Raw genomic sequence first — 23,590 nt, forward strand, 5'->3', positions numbered from 1 at the left:
GGGCCCGACGTCGCCGTCGTGCCCCGCCGCGGTGACCCCCCGGGTCAGCTCTTCGCCGCGACCCCCTGTCGCGCCCGGAGGTCGAGCTCGATCTGCTCCAGCGTGCGCCCCTTCGTCTCCGGGACCAGCCACTTGGTGAGCACGAACAGCACCACGTTGATGCCGGCGAACAGGAACATCGAGCCGCCGATGCCGAGCGACTTCGGGTCGGAGATGATCGGGAACACCGCGCTCACGATGCCCGTGGCGGCCCAGAGGACCACGCTGCTGACGCCCATGCCCGCCGCGCGGAACTTCAGCGGGAACACCTCGGACATCATCACCCAGACGACCGCGCCCCAGCCTAGCTCGTAGCCCACCAGGTACAGCACCATCATCACCAGCATCAGGATGCCGCGGGTGCCGGTGTCGTGGACGTTCAGCACGACCAGCCCGGCCGCCACCAGCGTGAGGACCATGATGACGTTGCCGATGAGCAGCAGCGGTTTGCGGCCCCAGCGGTCCACCACGAACACGACCCACGCGGTGAACAGGAACTTCGTCACGCCCAGCAGGACGCCGGACAGCAGCGCGGCCTGCGTGGCGAAGCCGAGGCCGATCAGCATCGTCGGGAAGTACGCGTTGATCGCGTTCACGCCGCTGAACTGCTGGCCGACCGCGAGCAGCAGGGCCACGACGAGCATCGGGCGCACGAAACCGGAGAACAGGTCGCGCAGCCGCGGCTTGTCCTCGGTGTCCAGCCGGATGACCTCGTTGATCGTGGCGATCTCTTCGTCGAGGTTGACGGTGTTGCCGTGCGCGCTCGCGAGCACCCGCCGGGCTTCTTCCTCGCGGCCGTTCTTCACCAGCCAGCGCGGGGTCTCCGGCAGGAACACCAGCCCGACGAGCAGGATCACGGCGGGCACGATGGCGCCGGCGAACATCCACCGCCAGGCCGACACCGGGCCGAGCCAGTAGCTGACCAGGAACGCGATCAGGATGCCGAGCACGATGAAGATCTGGTTCAGCGCGCCCATCGCGCCGCGCAGTCGCGCGGGCGCCAGTTCGGAGAGGTACGTCGGCACCGTCGAGGACGACAGGCCGATGCCGAGGCCGATGACCAGCCGCGAGATCACCAGCAGCGCGAACGTCGGCGAGAACGTCGCGGCGAGGGTGCCCACGATGACGATCGCCGCGGCTACCTGGATCGTGCGGCGGCGGCCGAGCGCTTCGTTGGTGCGGCTGGAGAACAGCGCGCCGACGATGGCACCGACCGACAGGCTGGCGGTGATCACGCCCTTGTCCCAGCTGGTCAGTGCCCAGAGTTTCCCGATGAACGGGAGCACTCCGGAGATCACGCCGAGGTCGTAGCCGAACAGGATGCCGCCGAGCGCGCCGAAGAAGTACAAGGTGGTTCGGCTGATGTGCCGCGCCGGGGCTGTCTGCGTCATTGCCGGGTCGCCTCTTTCGTAGGTCCAGTCCAGCCAGCGGCCACCACACTCACACGCCGGAAAAAGCCGGGCAAGACAGTCGTTGATAACGATTCAGAAACCTGATCGACGTTCACATATGTGATACCGCTTGGCGCACAACGTTGCTCCGTCCGCCACACCCTCCTTTCCGGTCCCGAATCGGTACACAATGGACACGGCGGATCGGCTCCGGTGGTTCACGAAATCCACTGTGGACGGATCACGCGGGCGAAATCGTCGAAGGGTTTGACCTGGTCGCAGCCCTGGTTTACGGTTTTCCGGAAGCGCTCCCAGCCTCCTACCGGTCAACGCCTGGAGGCAACGTGCGAAAAACGCGTTCCCGATCACCGAGACAATTGCTCGCGTACCTGCTGGCCGCCCTGATGCCGGTCGCCGTCGCGGTCACCGTCGGCGCGCCGGCTTCCCCGGCCGCCCCGGCGCCGTACACGTGGCGCAACGCGGAGATCGGCGGCGGCGGGTTCGTCCCCGGCATCGTCTTCAACCAGGCCGAACCGGGTCTCGCCTACGCCCGGACCGACATCGGCGGCGCGTACCGCTGGAACCCCGCCACCGGGCGGTGGGTCCCGCTGCTGGACTCGGTCGGCTGGACCGACTGGGGCCACAACGGCGTGGTCAGCCTGGCCACCGACCCGGTCGACCCGAACCGGGTCTACGCCGCGGCCGGGATGTACACCAACAGCTGGGACCCGAACACCGGCGCCGTCCTGCGCTCGGCCGACCGCGGCGCCACCTGGCAGGCTTCGGCGCTGCCGTTCAAGCTCGGCGGCAACATGCCCGGCCGCGGCATGGGCGAGCGGCTCGCGATCGACCCGAACCGCGACAGCGTCCTGTACCTCGGCGCGCCCAGCGGCAACGGGCTCTGGCGCAGCACGGACTCCGGCGTCACGTGGGCGAAGGTGACGGCCTTCCCGAACCCGGGCAACTACGCGCCCGATCCCAGCGACACGACGGGTTACCAGAGCGACAACGAAGGCGTCACCTGGGTGACGTTCGACCCGTCGACCGGCACCCGCGGCAGCACCACGCACACCATCTACGTCGGCGTCGCGGACAAAGCAAACACCGTCTACCGCAGCACCGACGGCGGCGTGACGTGGGCGCGGCTGGCCGGCCAGCCCACCGGGTTCCTGGCGCACAAGGGCGTCCTCGACCCGGTCGGCGGCTACCTCTACCTCGCGACCAGCGACACCGGCGGCCCGTACGACGGCGCGAAGGGCGACGTCTGGAAGTACGCCACGAAGACCGGCGCCTGGACGCGGATCAGCCCGATCCCGTCCGACAGCGCGGACGACTACTTCGGCTACAGCGGGCTGACGATCGACCGGCAGCACCCGAACACGCTGATGGTCGCGACGCAGGTGTCGTGGTGGCCGGACGTCATCTTCTTCCGCAGCACCGACGGCGGCGCCACCTGGACCCGGATCTGGGACTTCACCAGCTACCCCGACCGCTCGCTGCGGTACACCCAGGACATCTCTTCGGTGCCGTGGCTGACCTTCGGCACCCAGCCCGCTCCCCCGGTGCCGTCGCCGAAGCTCGGCTGGATGACCGAGTCGGTCGAGATCGACCCGTTCGACTCGAACCACCTGCTCTACGGCACCGGCGCGACCATCTACGGCACGTCCGACCTCACCAAGTGGGACAGCGGCGGGAAGATCACGCTCAAACCGGTCGTCGGCGGCCTCGAGGAGACCGCCGTACTGGACCTGGTCAGCCCGCCTTCGGGCGCACCGCTGATCTCCGGGCTCGGCGACATCGGCGGGTTCCGGCACGACAGCCTCGACGCCGTGCCGTCGACGATGTTCACCTCGCCGGTGTTCACGACGACCACCAGCCTGGACTACGCCGAGCTGACCCCGGCGACGATCGTGCGCGTCGGCACCCTCGACCGGAGCGCCCGGCCGAACGACAACCGCGTCGCCTTCTCCACCGACGGCGGCAAGAACTGGTTCCAGGGCGCCGAACCGGGCGGCGGCGCGAGCGGCGGGACGGTGGCCGCGGCCGCCGACGGCAGCCGGTTCGCGTGGAGCCCGGACGGCACGGGCGTCAGCTACTCCGTCGGCTTCGGCTCCTCGTGGACGGCCTCGGCCGGCATCCCCGCCGGCGCGGTCGTCGAGGCCGATCGCGTGGACCCGAAGCGGTTCTACGGCTTCGCTTCCGGCCGGTTCTACGTCAGCACCGACGGCGGCGCGACGTTCACCGCCACCGCGGCCACCGGGTTGCCGAGCGGCCAAGTGCACTTCAAGGCGGTACCGGGCGCCACCGGGGACGTCTGGCTGGCCGGCGGATCCGGGTCGGCGTACGGGCTCTGGCACTCCACGAACTCCGGAGCGTCCTTCACGAAACTGACCGGAGTGACCGAAGCCGACAACATCGGGTTCGGCAAAGCCGCTACCGGCCGGACGTATCCGGCGTTATACACCATTGCGAAGATCGGCGGGGTGCGCGGGATCTTCCGGTCGGACGACTCGGGGGTGTCGTGGACGCGGATCAACGACGACCAGCACCAGTACGGCAACATCGGGGCGGCGCTGAGCGGCGACCCGCGGGTGTACGGCCGGGTGTACGTGGGCACGAACGGGCGAGGCGTGATCGTGGGCGACTCGGGCGGTGATCAGCCGCCGACCAGTACGGCTTCTTCCCCGCCCACCACGACCACCACCACTCCGGCGCCGTCTTCGCCGTGCACCGCCGCCTACACCGTCACGAACCAGTGGCAGGGCGGTTTCCAGGCCGGGGTGAAGGTCGGGAACACCGGAACCACCGCGGTCGACGGCTGGACGGTCACCTGGTCGTTCGCCGACGGTCAGCGCGTGACGCAGGCCTGGAACGCGCAGATGACCCAGACCGGCACGGCGGTCTCGGCGGCCGACGCGGGCTGGAACAGGACGATCGCGCCGGGCGGTAGCGCGGAGTTCGGCTTCACCGGCACGTCCGGCACCACCAACGGCAAACCGATCGCGATCGCGCTCAACGGCAGCCCCTGCACCACATCCTGACGGGCAAACGAGAGCGGGGCGGCGGAAGCGTCCGCCGCCCCGGCCCGTCAGCCGGCGGCGAGGAAGTGCGCGCGGATGCCCGCGCCGAACGCCGTCGGGGTGCCGTCGTAGGACGTGATGAGGGCGGGACCGGACGTGCACGGCCAGGTGTTCCACGTCCAGCCGAGGTAGGACGCCTGGTGCCGGTCGAGCCAGTCCATCAGGCCGGTGACGTACCCGCTCGCGCAGTCGTTCTCGCCGATTTCCCCGGCCACCAGCGGAACGGCCGCGGCGACCGGCGCGAGCTGGCTGTCCCAGCAGGACGACGAGCTGCACGTGTTGAAGTTGTACGAGTGCCAGGACGCGACCAGGTTGCCGGCCGGGTCGTTCGGCTTGTACTGCAGCCAGCCGGTCAGGTCGTTGGAGTAGGCGAGACCGCCGAGCATGACGACGTTCGTCGCGCCGGTCGCGCGGACCGCGTTCACCAGCGTCTGCATGCCGGCCACCGGGTAGCCGATGCCGGTACAGGCCGAACCGCCGTCGCGCCAGCACGTCCACGCCTGCGCCGAGCCGGACACCGCGCGGTCGAGGTAGGGCTCGTTGAACAGGTCGAGGATCGTCGCGTTGTCGCCCTTGAACGCGTTCGCGACCGAGGTCCACAGGTCGACCGAGTGCTCGGTGTCCGTCATCGGCTTCTGGCAGGTGGCGTTGACGTCACTGCACGCGGAGGAGTTGCCGGTGTAGACACCGTGCGTCCAGTGCAGGTCGAGGATCGCGATCAAGCCGTTCTGGTGCAGCAGGTCCACATAGGACTTGATGGCCGCACGGTAGGTGGCGCCGGCGTACCGCGGGTCCACGTTGGACAGTCCCAGCCAGCAGTCCTCGTTGAAGGGAACGCGCACGACGTTGGCGTGCCAGCTCTTGATGGCGGCCACCGAAGCCGCGTCCATCGGGCCGTCGAAGAGGCCGTTGCCCTGCACGCACGCGAACTCGCCGCCGGAGCGGTTGACCCCGCGCAGCGTCACCGGCGTGCCCGCGGCGTCGGCCAGCCGGTTGCCGGAGACGTGCAGCTGCGGTGCGCCGCCGGGCGGCGGGGTCGTGGTCGTGGTGGTCGGCAGGGTGACCGGGGTCGTCGGCGTGGTGCTGGGCGGCTGGGTGCCACCGCAGGGTTCGCCGTTGACGCTGAACGACGCCGGCGCCGCGTTCGCCCCGCTGTAGGCGAAGTTCGCGCCGGCGCTGACCGACGCGTCCGGGGCGATCGTGCCGTTCCAGCCGGCGGGGGTGACCGTGACGGTCCGGCCGGACTGCGCCCAGGTGGCGTTCCAGCCCTGCCGCAGCTGCTGGTTCCCCGCGTAGGTGTAGCTGATCCGCCACCCGGACAGCGGCGCCGTCCCGAGGTTCTTCAAGGTGAGGTTCGCGGTGAAACCGCTTCCCCAGTCGTTCACCGTGTAGCCGACTTCGCAGGCCGTCGCCGCCGAGGCGGGCGAAGGCGTGCCGAGCGTGAACGCCGTCGTCGCGCCGACGACGGCGAGCGCGCTGACCGCGCCGAGCAGTGCTGGTCCGGAACGCATCGATCACTCCCTTGGGACAGGACGAATCGTGAGAGCGCTCCCAGCAGCGGTGGACGGTACCCGGCATTTCCGCGCGATGTAAACCCCGCGCCGATCTTCCGCGTGGATTGCCGGATTCCACTCGAACGGCGGCACCGGACGGCTCTGGCGGGTGGCGCAGCGCGACCGCGAAGACCCGTTGCCACCTCAAGGCTTCGGCCGTTCAGGAGCGTTCAGTTCCCGGCGGGCACCGCGAAGATCGCCGAAAACGGACCACCGGGTCGGCCCGCGTCGGGGTCGCGCTTTACAACGGCGACGCACCGGGGTTACCTTTCCGGCGGCTGGAAGCGCTCCCATGCCAGGTCGCCTCAACCGAACGCGGCCACCACCCAGGGGCGCCGTGGTGCGAGCCACGGCGCCCCTGTCCGCGTCCCGGGAGGCCCCGATGCACAGGTTCGCCGCCGCCCTCGCCGGAATCTGCCTTGCCGCGGCGGGCACCACGGCGGTCGTCACCGCCGGCCCGGCCACCGCCGCGCCGGCGTGCTCGGTCGGCTACCGCGTCAACCAGTGGCAGACCGGGTTCACCGCCGAGATCACCGTGACCAACGGCGCCACCGCGCTCTCGTCCTGGACGCTCACCTGGCACTACGCCGGGTCCCAGTCCGTCACCTCGGCCTGGAACGCCACCGTCCGCCAGTCCGGCACCGCCGTGACCGCGGAGAGCCTGCCCTACAACGCTTCACTGCCCGCCGGCGGCACGGTTTCGTTCGGCCTCCAAGGCACCTCGACCGGCCCGGACCCCACGGACTTCGCCCTCAACGGCGTGACGTGCGGGGACACCGCTCCCCCGACGACGACCGCCACCACCCCCACTACGACCACGTCCACGCCGCCACCCGCCGGGTGCGCGGACGCGGCGATCTGCGACGACTTCGAGCAGCAGACCGGCGGCGCGCCGGCCGGCCGCTGGACCGTCGGCGCGGCGAACTGCCAGGGCACCGGCACGGTCGCCGTCGACACGGCGGTCGCGCACTCCGGCACCCGCTCGGTGAAGGTCGCCGGCGGAGGCGGGTACTGCAACCACGCCTTCTTCGGCACGAACGTGTCCGGCTCCGGCGTGCTGTACGGCCGGTTCTGGGTCCGCCACACGACCGCGCTGCCCGCCGGGCACGTCACCTTCATGGCCCTGCGCGACACCGCGGACGGCGGCCGCGACCTGCGGGCCGGCGGGCAGAACCAGGCCCTGCAGTGGAACCGCGAGTCCGACGACGCGACGCTGCCCGCGCAGAGCCCGGCCGGCGTCGCCCAGAGCGTCCCGCTGCCGACCGGCACCTGGTCCTGCTTCGAGTTCGCGATCGACGGCGCCGCCGGGCAGCTGCGGACCTGGCTCGGCTCCGCCGCCGTGCCCGGGCTCGTCGTCGACGGCGTCCCCACCCCCGACGTCGACCAGCAGTGGCTCGCCCGGGCCTGGCACCCGGCCGTGACGGACCTGCGGCTCGGCTGGGAGAGCTACGGCGGGGACGCCGACACGCTGTGGTTCGACGACGTGGCCGTGGGCGCGTCGAGGATCGGCTGCTAGGCCGCGACGATCCGGTCGATCTCGGCCAGCTCGTCGTCGGTGAATTCGAGGTTCTTCGTCGCCGCGACGGTGTTCTCGAGCTGGGCGACGCTGCTGGCCCCGATCAGCGCGGACGTGACGCGGCCGCGGCGCAGCACCCAGGCGATGGCCAGCTGGGCCAGCGTCTGGCCGCGCCGCTTGGCGACGTCGTTCAGCGCGCGGATCGTCGCCAGGGTCTCTTCGGTGAGCCGGTCGGTCGTGAGGAACGGGCTGGCGCCGGCGGCCCGCGAATCCGCGGGGACCCCGTCGAGGTAGCGGTCGGTCAGCAGGCCCTGGCTGAGCGGCGAGTACGCGATCGAGCCGACGCCGTGCTCGTCCAGGGTGTCCAGCAGGCCGTCCTCGACCCAGCGGTTCAGGATCGAGTACGACGGCTGGTGGATCAGCAGCGGCGTGCCGAGCTCCTTCAGCGCGGCCAGCGCGGCCGTCGTCTGCTCCGGCGAATAGTTCGAGATGCCGGCGTAGAGCGCCTTCCCGGAGCGGACCGCGGTGTCGAGGGCGCCCATCGTCTCCTCGATCGGCGTCTCCGGGTCCGGGCGGTGGGAGTAGAAGACGTCGAAGTGGTCCAGTCCGGTGCGCGCGAGGCTCTGGTCCAGGCTGGCCAGGAGGTTCTTGCGCGAGCCCCATTCGCCGTACGGGCCGTCCCACATCAGGTAGCCGGCCTTCGACGACACCAGGATCTCGTCGCGGTACGGGCGGAAGTCGGCGGCGTAGTGCTTGCCGAAGTTCGCTTCGGCGGCGCCCGGCGGCGGGCCGTAGTTGTTGGCCAGGTCGAAGTGCGTCACCCCGAGGTCGAACGCCCGGCGCAGCACCGCGCGCTGGACGTCGAGGGGCTTGTCGTCCCCGAAGTTGTGCCACAGGCCGAGTGACACGGCGGGCAGCTTCAGCCCGCTGCGACCGGCGCGCCGGTACGGCATGTCCGCGTAGCGGTCTTCGGCGGCGGCGTAAGGCGACATGGTTCTCCTCGTCGAGGGGGCTCGGCCGCAGTCTAGCCGCGGGTGATCAGCGCGCCGGCGAACGACGCGGCGGGCTTCAGGGCGGGCAGTAGCGTCGCTTGGTAGGCGTGGTAGACGTCCGGCTTGCCGGCCCAGACCGCCGCCGCGGGGCGGTTCTCCGGGTCCAGCTCGTGGTGCCACGAACCGAGCTCGCGGTCGACGAAGCACGCTTCGGCGTGGTCGCACCACTCCCGGAACCGGTCGAGGTAGGCCGCCTCGCCGGTCTCCTGGTGCAGCGTCCACGCGGCGGCGATCGCCTCCGCCACGACCCAGTGCAGGCGGGTGCGCACGACCGGCGTCCCGGCGAAGTCGGTGGTGTAGACGAATCCCGGCTGCCCGTCGACGGCCCAGCCGTAGCGGACCGCGGTCGCGAACAGCGCCTCGGCGTCGGGCCGCAACCACGCCGGCGCATCGGTCCCGAGCGCGTGTTTGAGGTGCACGGCCAGCCGGGCCCACTCGAAGAGGTGACCGATCGTGGCGCCGAAAGGGCGGAAGGGGTGGGCCGGCTCGTCGCGGTTGTGGTCCAGGCGCACGTGCCAGCCGGAATCGTAGTGCTCCGGGAGCAGCCAGCCGTGGGCGCGGGCCTCGCCGTGCACCAGGTGCTCCACAATGGACAGTGCGCGCCCGGCCCAGACCCGGTCGCCGGTGACGTCGGCGGCGGCCAGGAACGCCTCGACGGTGTGCATGTTGGCGTTGGCGCCGCGGTAGTCCTCCAGGTGCGTCCAGCCGCGGTCCCAGACGTCGGCGACGCGACCGGGGCCCGGTTCCCAGAACCGGCGCTCGACAACGTCGAGCGCGTCGGCCAGCAGTGCTTCCGCCCCCTCGGCGCCGGCGGCCACCGCACTCGATGCGGCCAGGACGACGAAGGCGTGCTCGTAGGCGCGCTTCTCTGACAACGTTGTCGACGCATACCAGCCGCCGTGGTCCGGGTCGCGCAGGAGGCCGGTCAGCGCCTCGACACCGTGAGCGACCTGCGCTCCGGTGTCGGATCCCTGCAGCCGCGCCAACGCGAAGACGTGCGTCATCCGGCAGGTGATCCAGGTTTCGGCGGGCCGGTCGAGCACCGGGCGGCCGGCGTCGTCGAGCCAGGCGAAGCCGCCGCCGGGGTGAGCCGCGCGGCCGGCGAAACCGAGCAGGCGGGCGGGTTCGGCGCGCACCCACGCGGGAACCGATGAGGGAATGTCCACTCTCTGCCTTTCTCGGTGATCGACGGCCTTCCGCCAAGGTAGGCCAAGGCTCCGGCCGCGGTCACCGCGGGATGTTCCGGAAGTGACCACCGCCGCGTATCCTGATCGTGAGAGCGCTCCCAGTCTTCGACGCACGCTACCCGACGAAGGGACTGACGTGACCAGGAGACGAAGTACGATCCTCGCCGCCGTGACCGTGCTGCTGGCGAGCTTGACCGCCGTCCTGCTGAACACGGGCACCGCCGAAGCGCACGGCGCCATGATGAAACCGGGCAGCCGGACGTTCCTGTGCTGGCAGGACGGGCTCAGCTCGACCGGCCAGATCATCCCGCAGAACCCGGCCTGCGCGGCCGCGGTCACCACCAGCGGCGCCAACTCGCTGTACAACTGGTTCGCCGTGCTGCGCTCCGACGGCGCCGGCCGCACGCGCGGGTTCATCCCGGACGGCAAGCTGTGTTCGGGCGGCAACCCGGGTTACGCCGGCTTCGACCAGGTCGGCGACTGGCCGCTGACGCACCTGACGGCCGGGGCGTCGTTCGACTTCTCGTACAACGCGTGGGCCGCGCACCCGGGCTGGTTCTACACGTACGTGACGAAGGACGGCTGGGACCCGTCGAAGCCGCTCACCTGGGATTCGCTGGAGGACCAGCCGTTCCTCACCGTGGACCACCCGGCGGTGACCGGCCAGGTCGGCACGGTCGACGGGCAGTACAAGTGGACCGGCGCGCTGCCGTCGAACAAGTCGGGGCGGCACATCATCTATTCGGTGTGGAAGCGCTCCGACAGCGCGGAGACGTTCTACGGCTGTTCGGACGTGACGTTCGACGGCGGGCACGGCGAGGTGACCGGCGTGCACCAGCCGGGCAGCCCGACGACCACGCCGACGACGCCCACGAGCCCGCCGCCGCCGGACGGTTCGTGCATGGCGATGTACGAGGTGACGAACGCCTGGAGCGGCGGTTACCAGGCGACGGTGACGGTGATGAACCACGGTACGACGGCCTACGGCGGCTGGCAGGCGGGCTGGACGTTGCCGTCGGGCCAGACGATCGGCAGCGTCTGGAACGGGACGCTGAGCCAGTCGGGTTCGGTGGTGACGGTCCGCAACGCCGACTGGAACGGCCGCGTCGCCCCGGACGGGTCCACCACGTTCGGGTTGGTGGTGAACGCGCCGGGGACGAACCCGGCCCAGCCGTCGGTGACCTGCCAGGGCAGCTGAGTGTCGCGGCACCGGCCCCGTTCAGCGGACGGGGCCGGTGCTGCCGCGCGTGACGAGCCGCGGCCGCGAGGCGCAGACGTCCTGGACGTCTTCCCCGGCGACGAGGTCCCGCAGCATGGCGGCGGCGAGCCCCCCGAGCTCGGCGAGCGGGCGGCGCACGGCGGAGAGCGCGGGCCGCACGAGCCGGCAGAGGTCGGAGTCGTCCCAGGAGACGACGGAGAGGTCCCCGGGAACGGAAAGGCCGAGCTCCCGAGCGGCCACGAGCGCGGCGACGGCGAGGGAGTCGGTGTCGCAGAGGAGGGCGGTGGGCCGGGGATCGGCGACGAGAAGGCGACGGACGGCTTCGGCGGAGGGCTCGGCGGGGAGGGCGACGGGACGGCCGAGGGGTTCGGGACCGACGGACCACATCCCGGCCGCCAGCCGGGTGCCGCGGACCTGGCCGCCCGCGGGCCCGGTCCAGACACCGGGGCGCCAGGGATCGTCGACCCAGCCGCTGATCGGAGTTGCCGCCTGCTCGGCGCCACGGCGATGCGCCGAGCCGGCGCCCTGCACGCCGGCCGAAGTCCCGGCCGGCCCCGCAGCCCCGCCACGCCGCGCGGGACCGAGGCCCGCCCCGTCGGCACCCGAAGCTCCAGTCCGCCCCGTATTTCCACCGCGTCGCGCCGCACCGAGGCCTTGCGCCCCGGCAGCCCAGGTTTCCCCTTCCCCCGATCCCCGCACCCCCGCGGTCCGCGCGCCGTGCAACCCGAGCCGGCGGGCCACCGTCGTGAACGCCTCTTCCCGCTCCCCCGCGTCCGCGAACGCCGCCGGTCCCGCGACCCGGACCACGTGCCGGTGCCCCAACGCCGCCAAGTACTCCAGGGCCTCCGCCGCCCCCGCGGTGTCGTCCACCCGGACCGACGGGGCCTCCGGCAACCCGCCCGGCCCGCCGAGCACCACCGCCGGCAAGCCGATCCGCGCCACTTCCGCCGCGCAGTCCGGGCCGGTCAGCAGGACGCCGTCGACCTTCCGCTCCGCGCGCCAGCGGCGGTAGACCGCCACCGCCGCCTCGTGCCCGACCGCGACCCGCAGCAGCAGCTCCTGCGAAAACCCGTCGAGCAGCGCCGGGAAGAACACCTCCGCCGGCCCGTCGAGGACCAGGCCGATCGTCCCCGAGCGGCCGCCGGACAGGGCGCGCGCCGCGCTGCTCGGTGACCAGCCCAGCTCGCGGGCGATGCGCGTGATGCGGTGGCGGGTTTCCTCGGACACCCCTGGCCGGCCGTTGAGCGCGTAGGACACCGCGCCCTTGGAGACGCCGGCCTCCCGGGCGATGTCGGTGATCGTCGGACGCTTCATCGCACCCCTTCCGTGTCCGCGCGGACACCCGCTGTCGCGCGGCTTGACACCCACCGCACCCGGAACAGAGACTCCGTCCGGGAGCGCTCCCAATCACGAGGGAGTGAGGAGTGCGCATGAAAACCATCCGAAGACGCGTGGCTTTCGCCATCACCGTGGTCCTGCTCGTCCTGACCGGCGGCTGCGGCCCCGGAACGCCCGAGCGGATCACGCTCACGCTCGCGACCTTCGGCGAGTTCGGCTACGACGACCTGATCCCCGGCTACGAGTTCACCCACCCCGGGATCACCATCACCCAGGTACGGGCCGAGCAGGGCGGCCCGTACCACCAGGAGCTGCTGGACAAGCTCCGAAGTGGACAGGGTCTCGCGGACGTCCAGGCCGTCGAAGAAGGTCACCTGGCCGACGTCCTCGCGCAGTCCGGGAAGTTCGCCGACCTCGCCGAGATCGGGCCGCCCGACGTCAAGCCCGGCCGCTGGCTGGAGTGGAAGTACGAAGCCGGCCGCAGCAAGGACGGCAAGCTCGTCGGCTACGGCACGGACATCGGCCCGCTGGCCATGTGCTACCGCAAGGACCTCCTCGAGGCCGCCGGGCTGCCGACCGACCCCGGCTCGGTGAAGACGATGTTCGCGACCTGGGACAGCTACTTCAAGGCCGGCGAGAAGTACGTCAAGCGCTCGAAGGGCAAGCCCTGGTTCGACTCCGCGGCGCAGAACTTCAACGCGATGGTCAACCAGCTGCCCGTCGGCTACCTCGACCGCGACGACCACCCGACCCTCGAGACGAACACCGCGCTCCGCGCCGCGTGGGACCAGGTGACGACCGCCGTGAAGCAGGGACAGTCGGCCGGCCTCACCGCCTTCGCCGAAGACGGCAACAACGGCCTGCGCTTGGGTGCCTTCGCGACCAAGGTCTGTCCCGCGTGGATGCTGGGCGTCATCGAACAGCAGGCGGGGCTGGGCAACGCGGGCAAGTGGGCGATCACCGACGCGTTCCCGGACGGCGGCGGCAACTGGGGCGGCTCCTACCTCACGGTCCCGAACGCGGGCCCGCACCAGCGCGAAGCCGCGGCGCTCGCCGCCTGGCTGACCGCGCCCGAGCAGCAGTTGCACGCGTTCCGGGTGAGCGGGACGTTCCCCAGCCAGGTCGACGCCTTCACCTCGCCCGACCTGCTCAGCGAGATGAACGGCTACTTCGGCGGCGCGCTGAGCGGGCAGGTCTTCGTCGCCCAGGCGCGCAAGGTCGGGAAGCCGCAGTACAAGGGCCCGGGCGACGGCAAGATCCAGGAGGAAGTGGTCGCGCCCGCGCTGAAGTCGGTCGAACGCGGCGCCGACCCGGGCGCCGTCTGGCAGCAGGTGCTGATCGGGGTGCACCAGGTGGTGCCCTGACCCCGGGACGAAATCCCATCGTGCCAAGGTGGGGTGGGCAGGGTGGCCGGCATGATCACGCTGCCGCCCCTCCTTGGCCACGCCGCCCGTCCGATCCCCGGTCACCACCTGCCGGTGCTCGCCGTCCTCGGCTCGTGGTGAGGCGGGCACGAAGGCGCCCGCCGGCTCGCACCGCCACTGTCGAAGCCGATGTTCCGGCGCTTCACCGCCGGCAGCCCCGCGCTGTACGAGCGCTTCTTCGCCTACAGCCGCGAGAACGGGCGGTCGGTGGTACGGGCGATCACGTCGCCGGTGAACAAGGATTCGCACGCGTTCCACACCCGGATGGGGTTCGTCACCGAACCAGGGCCGAAGGAGTTCGAGGGGGTGCCGGTCCAGCCCGACTACGACGGGCCGGGGCTGGACCGGCTCAGCTTCCGCAGAGATCTCAGTCGAGGGTGGAGACCCGGGCCGGACGGCGGCTGCGCGGCACCGCCCGGCCCGGGAGCCTTGCTAGGACACCGGCGGGTACGCGTTCTGGACCAGCTCTTCGAACTGGGCCTCGAACCACTTGCCGGACAGCGGCGAGTTCGGCAGGGCGCCGGTCAGGTTGCCGCCGTTGGCCTGGTCGCTGCCGTGGTAGGTCGGGTCGCACATCCGGTCGAAGCCCTTGCCCTCGTCGTTCGGGATCTGCGAGCTCGCGCCGTCGGACTCACCCGGCGGCTTGATCCAGACGTAGGCGTCGAAGTGCGCCGCGGGCGACGCCGTCGGCCGCACGCCCAGCCCGGCTCCGCTCTGGTTGCACCAGTTGCCGCGGTGCAGCCGCCGGTCGATCCGGCCCGAGTTGACGTAGCTGTCCACAGTGGACCCAGACGCACCGCTCGGCCGGGCCGCGCCGCCCCAGCCGTTGCGCGAGGTGTCGACCAGCATGCCGATCCCGCTCGGCAGGCCCGCGGAGACGAAGGCGTTGTACATCGCCGTCGCGAACGGAACCTCGGCGAAGTACGGGTTCCACTGGTAGAACGTCGCCGACCGGAGGGGCTGCCCACCGACGTTGAGGTTCGAGTCCGGCAGGTTCGGCTCGGTCAGCGGCGTGTAGTTCGCCGTGTCGCTGATGAAGCCGTCGATGCTGTTCACCCCGGCCGTCGTGCCCTGCAGCGTCTGCTTGACCAGGTTCACGAACGGGCCGAAGTTGCTGTCCCAGCCCAGCCACGCCGAGTGCGCGATGTCGAGGTAGTTGTAGACGTTCGAAATCGCGTGGAGCTTGTTCAGCGCGTACTGGATGCCCTGGGTGTAGGCCCCGCTCGACTGCGCTTCGGCGCACTTCGCCGTCGCGGTGTTGGTGATCAGGTTGGGCAGCGAGTCCGGCTCGACGATCGCGACGATCCGCAGCGGCGCGTACTTGCTGTCGGACAGGATCGAGGCGATCGGGTCGATGTACTCGCTCTTGTACCGGGCCAGGCCGTTCTGCGCGACCGTCAGCTCGCCGTTGGACGCCAGCGCCGCGCAGTCGCGGTTGGGCAGGTCGTAGACGACGATCTGGATCGTCACCGGCGTCCCGCCGCTCGCCTGGCTCAACGCCGCGTCGAGGTGGCCACGCAGGCCGCGGGCGCTCGACGTGCCCTCGATCGCGGCGATGCGGTCGAGCCACACCGCCGTCGAGGTGTTGGCCACCTTGGCCATCTGGGCGCCGAGCGTGCCGCCCTTGGCCGCGGCCGCGGCGGACACCTCTCCCGACCAGTCCGGGTTCACGTACCCCTTCGAGCCGGAGTACGGGTTCTCCACGTGCGTCCCCGGCTGGGGTGTCGTGGTCGGGCCCGTCGGGGTCGTGGGCGTCGTCGGGGTGGTCGGTGTGGTCGGGGTCGTCGGCGTGGTGGACGGGCCGCCCGTGCTGCCGTCGCAGACGACGCCGTTCAGCGTGAACGACGTCGGGACGGCGTTCGTGCCGGAGTACGAGCCGTTGAAGCCGAAGCTCGCCGACGCGTTCGAGCCCAGGTTGCCGCCCCACGACGGGTTCTTCGCGCTCACGTGCTTGCCGGTCTGGCTGAACGTGGCGCTCCAGCCCTGCTGCACCTGCTGGTTGCCGGCGAAGTCCCACTGGACGTCCCAGCTCGAGACGGCGTCGCCGAGGTTGGTCACCGCGATGTTCGCGGTGAACCCGGTGTCCCACTGGTTGACGGTGTAGGTGACCTTGCAGCCCGTGGCGGCGGTCGCCGGGCTGCCGCCGGCCACCAGGAGCCCCGAGACGACGGCCGCGGCCGTCAGCGAGGACGCCACGGCGAGCCGTGACTTCCTCCTCGCGGACCAGAATTCACTCTTCATCGAGTGTGCTCCTTCGTGTTCGGTGGGTGGGTCAGGTGGTGCAGGCGGTCGCGCCGACGGCGAAGCCGCTCGGAGCGCCGGTCGAGGCGCCGGTCGCCTGGAAGCCGATCGACGTCGAGGCGCCGCCGGCGAGGTCGGGCGCCCACGACGGCGCCTTGGCGCTCGCCTGCTGCCCGCTCTGGGTGACGGTCGCGCCCCAGCCGCCGGTGATCTGCACCCCTGATGGCGCAGTCCAGCCGAGCGCCCAGGTCTTGAGCGGCGAGGTGCCGGTGTTCTTGAGCGTCACGGAGGCCACGAACCCGCCCTGCCACGTGTTGTCGACGTGGTAGGCGACCGCGCAGCTCACCGCGGGCGGCGGGTCGGTCGTCCCGCCACCCGAGCCCACCGGTGGGATCAAGTACGGCTGCAGGATGGCCTGCTTGGCCTGGTTGACCGTCGTCCAGTCGTCGTTGAGGATGCCGCCGGTGTCGCCGGAGTTGGGGTTCCACGACCAGTACGTGAAGCTCATCCCGGTCGCGCCGGTGCCGGCGTACTTCATGAGTTCCTGCAACCACGTCTTGTCGCGCGGGTCGGCGAGCGTGCTGCCGAACTCGCCGAGCAGCACCGGCGCGATGTTCTGCTTCTGCAGGTAGCCGAAGAAGTGGTCCCACAGCGCCGGCAGGTTCGCCGGGAACGACGGGTCGGAGAACCACGGCTGGGCGAACACCGAAGTCGCGTACTCGTGCGCCGAGTAGACGAGCTTGTCCGGTTTGGACAGCCGCACCGGGAACTGGCGCGCCCCGGAGAGGTTGCCGCCCCACCAGCCGCACTGCGGGTCGCCGGTGCCGCTGACGCAGTCGACGCCTTCGACGATGACCAGCCAGTCGGGATTGGCCGCCAGCACGGCGTTTCCGCCACGTTCGGCGGCCAGCCGCCAGTCGGTCGCGGTGTCACCGCAGCCCCAGCACGCTCCCCCGCCACCCTGGATCGAGTGCGGTTCGTTGTGCAGGTCGGCGCCGATCACCGTCGGGTTGCCCTTGTAGTGCTGGGCGAGCATCGTCCAGTCCGACAGCCACCGGCTCTCGGGGTAGGCGCTGGTGTACCAGAGCGGGGACTGCGCACCGGAGTCCGGCCGGTGCTGGTCGAGGATGACGCGCATGCCCTTGACGCCGGCGTAGGCGATGATCTTGTCGAGCACCTGCAGCCCGGAAAGCCCTTGCAGGTCCGGGTTCTGCACGGCGTCGATGCTGGTCGGTTTCGACCCGCTGTCGAACAGCTGGTTCGAGTACGGCAGCCGCAGCGTGTTGTAGCCGAGGCTCGCCATCTGGTCGAGCATGTCCTGGTAGTTGCGGCTCCACAGGCCGTGCGGCGAGTAGTTGCCGGTCTCGGCGCCGAACCAGTTGATGCCGGTCATCCGGACCGGCGTGCCGGTGGAGTCGACGAGCTGGGAGCCGACGGCGTGCCAGTACCCCGTGCCGGTGCCGGCCAGGGCGGCGCTTTCCCGGGAAAGCGCCGGGGTGGGGGCCGCGGTGGCCGGGGACGCCGTCAGAACGGCGCCCCCGGCCAGTGCGGCGACCGCCAGTGCGAGCAGTCGCTTCATCGAGTGCCTTTCAGCCGAACAGGGCGACGTGCGCGGCGAACGCCGTGGCGATCTCCGACTGCGCCCAGAACCGGTGGTAGGTGAACGTCGGCGCGGCGCCACCGTCCAGGTAGGACTGGACCTTCGGCCACTGCGGGTCGCTCTTGTAGAACGACCGGATCGACAGGAACGTCGAGCTCGGGTTGATCGCGTCGCCGTTCGGCATCGTGCCGCTCCAGCCGCTGGGCACGTACAGCCCCTGGTCGGTGGTGGCGTTGTAGGTGTCGTCGAACCGGTTGTAGTCGCTCCGGGTCTCCGGCACCGCGATGCCCTTGGTGTCGGTGTTGGCCGACAGCGCCGTCAGCAGCTGCTCCCCGACCGTCTTGGCCTGGGCGTTGCTCGACCCGGACGCGTAGTAGAGCAGCGTCTTGGCCAGCGAGGCCGCGACCCCGACGTCGTTGCTGTAGTTCTTCACCGCGACGTGCAGGCTCGTGTTCGAGCCGGGGCTGGTGGCGTTCCAGGTGTCCGGCGCGCCGCTCCAGGTGAGGTCGGCCGGGATCTGGAAGCTCCCGCCGGCCCCGACCGTGGTGTTGGCGATCGCCCAGGGAACCCACTTGTCGAGGATCTTCTTGGCGCGGCCGTCGTTCGTCGCCTGGTAGTACTCGGCGATGCGTTCCATGCCCCAGGTCTGGAAGCCGAACCACTGGTTGCTCGGCGGGTCGTGCCAGACCGGCTGCTGGTCGTAGAACATCCCGTAGAAGGTCGGCGTGCCGGACGGCGGGGTGCCGTACTGGCCGTCCCAGCTGTTGGTCGCGCCGCCGGCGAGGCCGCCTTCGGACGACTGCAGCCACTGCAGGAACTCCAGCTGCCGGCCGAGGCTGGTCGCCCAGTCCTGCGCGCCGGTGGCCGAGGTGACCTTCAGGCCCGGGTCCGCCGACAGCGCGTACGCGGCCAGCGGGTTCTGGTAGCCCTGGTGGGCCGCGCCGTCCCCGATGCGCCACGCCCAGGCGCTGGACGAGTCCATCGAGCCGCCCCAGGCGTAGTACCAGGAGACGAGGTAGTGCTCGCTGTCCTTGCCGGTGCCCGCCGCGCAGGTCGACGCGCCGACGCAGTTGCCGATCTTCTTGAAGTACTTGTCGAACAGCGAGTACCGGAGGTAGTCGCCCATCTTCGACGCCTTCTTGACGACAGCCGCGACGTCGGCGCCCTTGCCCTGCGCGCCGGCCCACTTCTCGGCCTGGAAGGCCACCTGCACGGCGCGGGCGTCCGCGTCGGGCGCGTTGGTGTACTTCCACTGCTTCGCGTACGACGAGTCGCCGGTGAACAGGTCGAGGTAACCGTTCTTGCCGCCGAACTTCAGGATGTCGCAGCTGGGCTGCGTGACCGTTTCCCAGACCGACTCCTGCGAGCCGCGCTGGAAGGTGTTGATGAACGCGGGCGCGGTGTTCGTGCCGTCCTCGCAGTGGCCGAACTTGTAGATGTTGTCCACGTCGAGCAGCCAGTGCATGCCGTAGACGTCCGCCGAACCGTAAGCCGCCTTCAGCTCGGCCGCGATCGGGTCGGCCCCGACCGAGACGTTGCTCTGCAGTTGCGACGGGTACTGCTTCGGGCTCGGGTACTCGGCCGCGTAGGTCGCCGGCTTGCTCGCGTTGTAGCCGGAGTTGCCGGGCTGGTCGGCCGCGGACGGGATCGCGTAGGTCTCGATCGACGTCCAGGCCTGGTTGAACGGGGCCCAGTCACCGGTGACCCGCCCGTAGGACGCCTCCAGCCACAGGTAGTAGCTGAACGCCTCCGACGTCGTCTCGTGGCCGTGGTCCGGGGCCTCGACGATGAGCGTCTCGATCGAGTGGTAGGGCACCAGGATGTTCCCGAACTTGCGGAAGTAGCCGTTGTTCGGGTCCTTGATCTTGTTGTACTGGGTCAGGAACGCGAGCTGGTAGTCCGAAGTGGACGACGAGATCTCGTTGACCGTCACCGTCGCGGCGGTGTACCCGCCGCTGCTCGCGGTGAAGGTCGCGCTGCCCAGGTCTCCCCCGTTGTCGGCGCTCTTCACCGTGACGTTCTGCGGGGTGTTCCAGTTCGTCGTCGAGAAGGTGAGGCTCGTGGGCGTCGCGGTCAGGTCGGTGCTGCCCGCCGTCCGGGCGACGGCGACCGTGACCGGTGCGGTGGGAGCGCCGGCGAGGCTGACCGCGAACGTCGTCGTCCCGCCCTGCTTGACCTGCGCGGTCGCCGGGGTGGCGACGATCGTGGGCCCGGACAGCACCTTCACGGTGACCGGGCTCGACGTCGTCGACGCGTTCTTGTTGTCGTAGGCCTTCGCCGTGATCGAGTACGTCCCGGCCGGGACGTTGCCCCAGTTGCCCTCGAACGGCGCGGCCGTGTCGGTGGCCAGCAGCGTGTCGCCGGCGTAGAACTCGACCTTGCTCACCGTGCCGTCGCTGTCGGCGGCCGTCGCGGCGAGCGGGATCGTGGCCGGGGCGTAGTACGTGCCGGTCGACGTCGGCGAGGTCAGCGTGACCGTGGGTGCCTTGTTGGCGCCGGTGCACGCGCTGCCGTTGACGGAGAAGTCGGTGGGTGGACGGTTGGCGGAGCCCTTCGAGCCGTTGAAGCCGAACGACGTGCTCGCGCCGGTGCCGAGGTGGCCGTTGTAGGAGAGGTTCGTGGCGGTGACCGCGGCGCCGGTCTGGGCGAAGGTGGCGCTCCAGCCCTGCTGGACCCTCTGGCCGTCGAGGAAGGTCCAGCCGACCTGCCAGCTGTCGAGCGGCGCGCCGTCGTTGCGGAGCGAAACGTTGGCGGTGAACCCGGTGTCCCAGTCGTTGGTGGTGTAGGTGACGGAACAGGCGATGTCCGCGCCGAGCGCGGGCGGTGGGGCGACCAGCGCGGCGGCGACCGCGACCGTGGCCGAGGCCAGGGCCAGGGTCCGGCCGCGCAACCGGCGCATTCGGGGAGAGGAACGCATGGCTGCGGAACTCCTTTGTCCGTAGGGAGCCAGCGATCTGGGAGCGCTTCCAGGCGCAGACGGTAGCCAGCCGGAAACCTGGATGTAAAGAATCGAGTCAGAAGGACACGGCGACCGCGAACGTCACATCGGCGCGCCCGGCGAACGAGCGCCTGCTGAACACTCCTGAACAGCCGCCGCCGATAGTCGGCCACTCACTCGAACGGCCTAGCGCAGTGGTCACTCGGAGTGCCGCGGAAACGGCGTTTAGCGCCGAACGCGTAGATCTGAACGGGGAGCGCTCCCGGCCATCGGCACCGCGGCCGGGCAGCGGCACACGGACGAGTGAGAACCGGGCACGCCCGAACGGCGGCCACACCCCGTACTCCCGCGGCGGCCACGCCGGGGGACGAAGGCTCACCCCGAAGTCGCGAATGGGTCATTCGGGACCTCCGAGGTCGCGAATGGGTCGTTCGCGACGTCTCGGCGACGGGGCCGGGCGTCAGCTCGAGGCGCGGACCGCCAGCGAGACCGGCAGGATGTGCTGCCGCGGCTTGAGGCTCTGGTCGTCGAGCAGCTGCATCAGCGTCTCGACCATCGCGTGGACCTGCTCGCGCGGGTCCTGGTGGACCGACGTCAGCGGCGGGTCCATCGCCGGGGCCAGGGTCGCGTTGTCGTCGAAGCTGACCACCGCGACGTCTTCGGGGATGCGGCGGCCCGCCGAGTCCAGCGTCCGCAGCGCGCCCACCGCCATCATGTCGCTCGCGACGAACACCGCGTCGAGGTCGGGGTGGCGGGCCAGCAGCGCGGACATCGCGTTCGCGCCGCCGGACAGCGTGAAGTCGGCCTCTTCGGCCAGGTCGGCGGGGTCGAGCCCGGCGTCGAGCAGCGTCTTGCGCCAGCCGGCGAGCCGGTCGATCGGGGCGCTCTGGTCCTGCGGGCCGGAGATCGTGGCGATCCGCCGCCGCCCGTTCGCGACCAGGTGCTCGACCGCCAGCCGGGCGCCGCCTTCGTTGTCGAAGTCGACGACGTGCACCCCGCGCCGGATGCCGGCCGCCTGCCCGCCGAACACCACCGGGATCCGCAGCAGCCGCAGCGCCTTGGGCAGCGGGTCGGCGCGGTGCGGCGCGAACACCAGCGCGCCGTCGACGTGGCCGCCCTCGAGGAACCGGACGGTCTTGCTCAGGTCCTCGCGCGTGTCGCTGAAGATGAGCACCATCTGGCGGCCGACGTCGGCGAGCTCGCGGTAGCCGGCCCGCATGACCGCGGTCCGGTACGGGTCGTCCAGCAGCCGGGCCTCCGGCTCCGACAGCACCACCGCGACGGCCCCGGTCCGGCGCGTGACCAGGGAGCGAGCCGCCTGGTTCGGGGAGTAGCCCAGGTCGCGGGCCGCGGCGAGGACCTTCTCGCGCGCCGCCGCGCTGACGTACGCGTCGTCGTTCAACGCGCGCGACGCCGTCGACCGCGACACGCCGGCGAACGCCGCGACGTCCTCCAGCGTCGGCCGTTCTTCATCCCCTGCTCGAGGCCCCACGGCACCGCCCTCAATCACCCGCTACCACCCTGACCGCCCCAGCTTAACGTTCACGCCCCCGCACGTCCGGGAGCGCTCCTCGCAGGAAACGCTCCGGTTACGACCCCTTGACACCGGTGAAGGCCCCCAGCAGACTCGGCGGCACCTGGGAGCGCTCCCAGTCCGGGCTCCCAGCAGTGAGAGCGCTCATTCCCGTCAACAAGGTGGTTGAACACGTGAGAACGATCCGGAACGGCCTGGTCCTCGCACTGGGCATCACGATGACGGCGCTCGGCGCCTCGGCCTGTGGCAGTGGCGGTGACAGCAGCACCCCGCCCGCGGCGGGCCCGAACGAGCACGTGGACCTGACGCTGGCGACGTTCACCGAGTTCGGCTACGAGGCCCTCATCCCGGAGTACGAGCGGCTGCACCCGAACATCAAGATCACCCACCGCAAGACCGGCCAGGGCGGCCCGTACCACGAGGACCTCGTCACCAAGCTCGCCGCCGGCTCGGGTCTGGCCGACGTGACGGCGCTCGAAGAGGGCCACCTGTCCGACTTCCTCGACAAGGGCTCGAAGTTCAACGACCTGAGCAAGATCGGCCCGGCCGACGCCTCGCCCGACCGCTGGCTGAGCTGGAAGTACGACGCCGCCAAGACCAAGGACGGCAAGCTCATCGGCTACGGCACCGACATCGGCCCGCTCGCCATGTGCTACCGCAAGGACATGTTCAAGGACGCGGGCCTGCCGACCGACCCCGAGGCCGTCAAGCCGCTGTTCGCCACCTGGGACAGCTACTTCCAGGCCGGCGCCGACTTCACCGCCAAGACCAAGAAGGCCTGGTTCGACTCGGCCGCGCAGAACTTCAACGCCATGGTCAACCAGCTCCCCGAGGGCTACATCGGCAGCGACGACAAGCTGGCCGTCGAGAGCAACCAGGGCATCAAGGACGCCTGGACCAAGGTCACCGACGCGGTCGCCAAGGGCGAGTCGGCCAAGCTCACCGCGTTCAGCAACGAGTGGAACACCGGCTTCAAGCAGGGCGCGTTCGCCACGAAGGTGTGCCCGGCCTGGATGCTCGGCGTGATCAAGGAGCAGGCGGGCCCGGAGAACGCCGGCAAGTGGGCGGTCACCGCGGCCTTCCCCGGCGGCGGCGGCAACTGGGGCGGCTCGTACCTGACCGTGCCGACGCAGTCGAAGCACCCGAAGGAGGCCGCCGAGCTCGCGGCCTGGCTGACCGCCCCGGAGCAGCAGATCAAGGCGTTCCAGGCGAAGGGCACCTTCCCGAGCCAGGTCAAGGCCCTCACCGACCCCGCGCTGCTGAGCAAGACCGACGACTACTTCGGCGGCACGAAGGTCGGCGAGCTGTTCGCCGAGCAGGCCAAGAAGGTCCAGAAGCCGCAGTACAAGGGCCCGGGCGACGGCCAGATCCAGGAGAACGCGTCCAGCCCGGCCCTGCAGGCGGTCGAGCAGGGCAAGTCGGCTGCCGACGGCTGGAACCAGATGGTCGACGCCGCGAAGAAGATCACGCGCTGAGCC

14 protein-coding genes are annotated in these 23,590 nt (G+C 70.8%); 5 read left to right on the forward strand and 9 right to left on the reverse strand.

Features of this window, described 5'->3' with window-relative positions:
- Positions 1-44: 44 nt before the first annotated feature.
- Positions 45-1,430, reverse strand: coding sequence for a sugar porter family MFS transporter (locus ACERZO_RS16205; protein ID WP_372665461.1), 1,386 nt, complete (start codon positions 1,428-1,430; stop codon positions 45-47).
- 344 nt (positions 1,431-1,774) lie between these two features.
- Here ACERZO_RS16205 and ACERZO_RS16210 point away from each other — a divergent pair, with 344 nt between their 5' ends.
- Positions 1,775-4,471 carry a cellulose binding domain-containing protein gene (locus ACERZO_RS16210; RefSeq protein ID WP_372665462.1) on the forward strand — a complete coding sequence of 899 codons (2,697 nt, stop codon included), beginning with the start codon at positions 1,775-1,777 and terminating at the stop codon, positions 4,469-4,471.
- Positions 4,472-4,518: 47 nt separating this feature from the next.
- Here the strand turns inward: ACERZO_RS16210 and ACERZO_RS16215 are convergent, their stop codons facing one another.
- Positions 4,519-6,021, reverse strand: a complete 1,503-nt coding sequence (locus tag ACERZO_RS16215) for a cellulase family glycosylhydrolase (RefSeq protein WP_372665463.1) — start codon at positions 6,019-6,021, stop codon at positions 4,519-4,521.
- A gap of 424 nt (positions 6,022-6,445) precedes the next feature.
- On the opposite strand from ACERZO_RS16215, the gene ACERZO_RS16220 reads away from it, so the two are divergent.
- Complete coding sequence (locus ACERZO_RS16220; RefSeq protein WP_372665464.1) at positions 6,446-7,579, forward strand: cellulose-binding domain-containing protein; 1,134 nt, start codon at positions 6,446-6,448, stop codon at positions 7,577-7,579.
- Here ACERZO_RS16220 and mgrA read toward each other — a convergent pair.
- Together mgrA and ACERZO_RS16230 are read right to left on the reverse strand one after the other, a co-directional pair.
- Positions 7,576-8,571: an L-glyceraldehyde 3-phosphate reductase gene (gene mgrA, locus ACERZO_RS16225; RefSeq protein WP_372665465.1), complete on the reverse strand. Its 996-nt coding sequence runs from the start codon at positions 8,569-8,571 to the stop codon at positions 7,576-7,578. The genes ACERZO_RS16220 and mgrA overlap by 4 nt on opposite strands.
- 32 nt (positions 8,572-8,603) lie before the next feature.
- A complete protein-coding gene (locus ACERZO_RS16230; protein WP_372665466.1) occupies positions 8,604-9,797 on the reverse strand; it encodes an AGE family epimerase/isomerase in 1,194 nt (397 codons plus the stop codon).
- A 190-nt stretch (positions 9,798-9,987) separates the two neighbouring features.
- On the opposite strand from ACERZO_RS16230, the gene ACERZO_RS16235 reads away from it, so the two are divergent.
- On the forward strand, positions 9,988-11,016 hold the full coding sequence (locus ACERZO_RS16235; protein ID WP_372665468.1) for a lytic polysaccharide monooxygenase auxiliary activity family 9 protein: 1,029 nt from the start codon (positions 9,988-9,990) through the stop codon (positions 11,014-11,016).
- Positions 11,017-11,037: 21 nt separating this feature from the next.
- Here the strand turns inward: ACERZO_RS16235 and ACERZO_RS16240 are convergent, their stop codons facing one another.
- The gene (locus tag ACERZO_RS16240; protein ID WP_372665469.1) at positions 11,038-12,351 is read right to left on the reverse strand and encodes a LacI family DNA-binding transcriptional regulator; all 1,314 of its coding nucleotides are present in this window, start codon (positions 12,349-12,351) and stop codon (positions 11,038-11,040) included.
- Positions 12,352-12,467: 116 nt separating this feature from the next.
- Between ACERZO_RS16240 and ACERZO_RS16245 the strand changes: the two genes are divergently transcribed.
- The gene (locus tag ACERZO_RS16245; RefSeq protein WP_372665470.1) at positions 12,468-13,739 is read left to right on the forward strand and encodes an ABC transporter substrate-binding protein; all 1,272 of its coding nucleotides are present in this window, start codon (positions 12,468-12,470) and stop codon (positions 13,737-13,739) included.
- Between the two features lie 492 nt (positions 13,740-14,231).
- On the opposite strand, the gene ACERZO_RS16250 is transcribed toward ACERZO_RS16245, so the two are convergent.
- From ACERZO_RS16250 to ACERZO_RS16265, 4 genes are all read right to left on the reverse strand, one after another.
- Positions 14,232-16,040, reverse strand: a complete 1,809-nt coding sequence (locus tag ACERZO_RS16250) for a glycoside hydrolase family 6 protein (RefSeq protein ID WP_372665471.1) — start codon at positions 16,038-16,040, stop codon at positions 14,232-14,234.
- 31 nt (positions 16,041-16,071) lie between these two features.
- Entirely contained in the window at positions 16,072-17,619 is a 1,548-nt protein-coding gene (locus ACERZO_RS16255; RefSeq protein ID WP_372665472.1) for a cellulase family glycosylhydrolase, read from the reverse strand.
- 10 nt (positions 17,620-17,629) lie between these two features.
- Complete coding sequence (locus tag ACERZO_RS16260; protein WP_372665473.1) at positions 17,630-20,557, reverse strand: glycoside hydrolase family 48 protein; 2,928 nt, start codon at positions 20,555-20,557, stop codon at positions 17,630-17,632.
- Between the two features lie 481 nt (positions 20,558-21,038).
- Positions 21,039-22,034 (reverse strand): LacI family DNA-binding transcriptional regulator, encoded by a 996-nt coding sequence (locus ACERZO_RS16265; protein WP_372665581.1) that lies wholly within the window; start codon positions 22,032-22,034, stop codon positions 21,039-21,041.
- 251 nt (positions 22,035-22,285) lie between these two features.
- On the opposite strand from ACERZO_RS16265, the gene ACERZO_RS16270 reads away from it, so the two are divergent.
- Positions 22,286-23,587, forward strand: coding sequence for an ABC transporter substrate-binding protein (locus ACERZO_RS16270; RefSeq protein ID WP_372665474.1), 1,302 nt, complete (start codon positions 22,286-22,288; stop codon positions 23,585-23,587).
- The last annotated feature ends 3 nt before the right edge of the window (positions 23,588-23,590 follow it).

This window comes from Amycolatopsis kentuckyensis, from assembly GCF_041679295.1.
In the GTDB taxonomy this organism is placed as follows: domain Bacteria; phylum Actinomycetota; class Actinomycetes; order Mycobacteriales; family Pseudonocardiaceae; genus Amycolatopsis; species Amycolatopsis kentuckyensis_A.

Excerpts from the sequence above, each read along its gene's own strand:
- ACERZO_RS16205 (WP_372665461.1), bottom strand. The coding sequence starts at position 1,430 with ATGACGCAGACAGCCCCGGCGCGGCACATCAGCCGAACCACCTTGTAC.
- ACERZO_RS16215 (WP_372665463.1), bottom strand. The coding sequence starts at position 6,021 with ATGCGTTCCGGACCAGCACTGCTCGGCGCGGTCAGCGCGCTCGCCGTC.
- ACERZO_RS16220 (WP_372665464.1), top strand. The coding sequence starts at position 6,446 with ATGCACAGGTTCGCCGCCGCCCTCGCCGGAATCTGCCTTGCCGCGGCG.
- mgrA (WP_372665465.1), bottom strand. The coding sequence starts at position 8,571 with ATGTCGCCTTACGCCGCCGCCGAAGACCGCTACGCGGACATGCCGTAC.
- ACERZO_RS16240 (WP_372665469.1), bottom strand. The coding sequence starts at position 12,351 with ATGAAGCGTCCGACGATCACCGACATCGCCCGGGAGGCCGGCGTCTCC.
- ACERZO_RS16245 (WP_372665470.1), top strand. The coding sequence starts at position 12,468 with ATGAAAACCATCCGAAGACGCGTGGCTTTCGCCATCACCGTGGTCCTG.
- ACERZO_RS16250 (WP_372665471.1), bottom strand. The coding sequence starts at position 16,040 with ATGAAGAGTGAATTCTGGTCCGCGAGGAGGAAGTCACGGCTCGCCGTG.
- ACERZO_RS16255 (WP_372665472.1), bottom strand. The coding sequence starts at position 17,619 with ATGAAGCGACTGCTCGCACTGGCGGTCGCCGCACTGGCCGGGGGCGCC.
- ACERZO_RS16260 (WP_372665473.1), bottom strand. The coding sequence starts at position 20,557 with ATGCGTTCCTCTCCCCGAATGCGCCGGTTGCGCGGCCGGACCCTGGCC.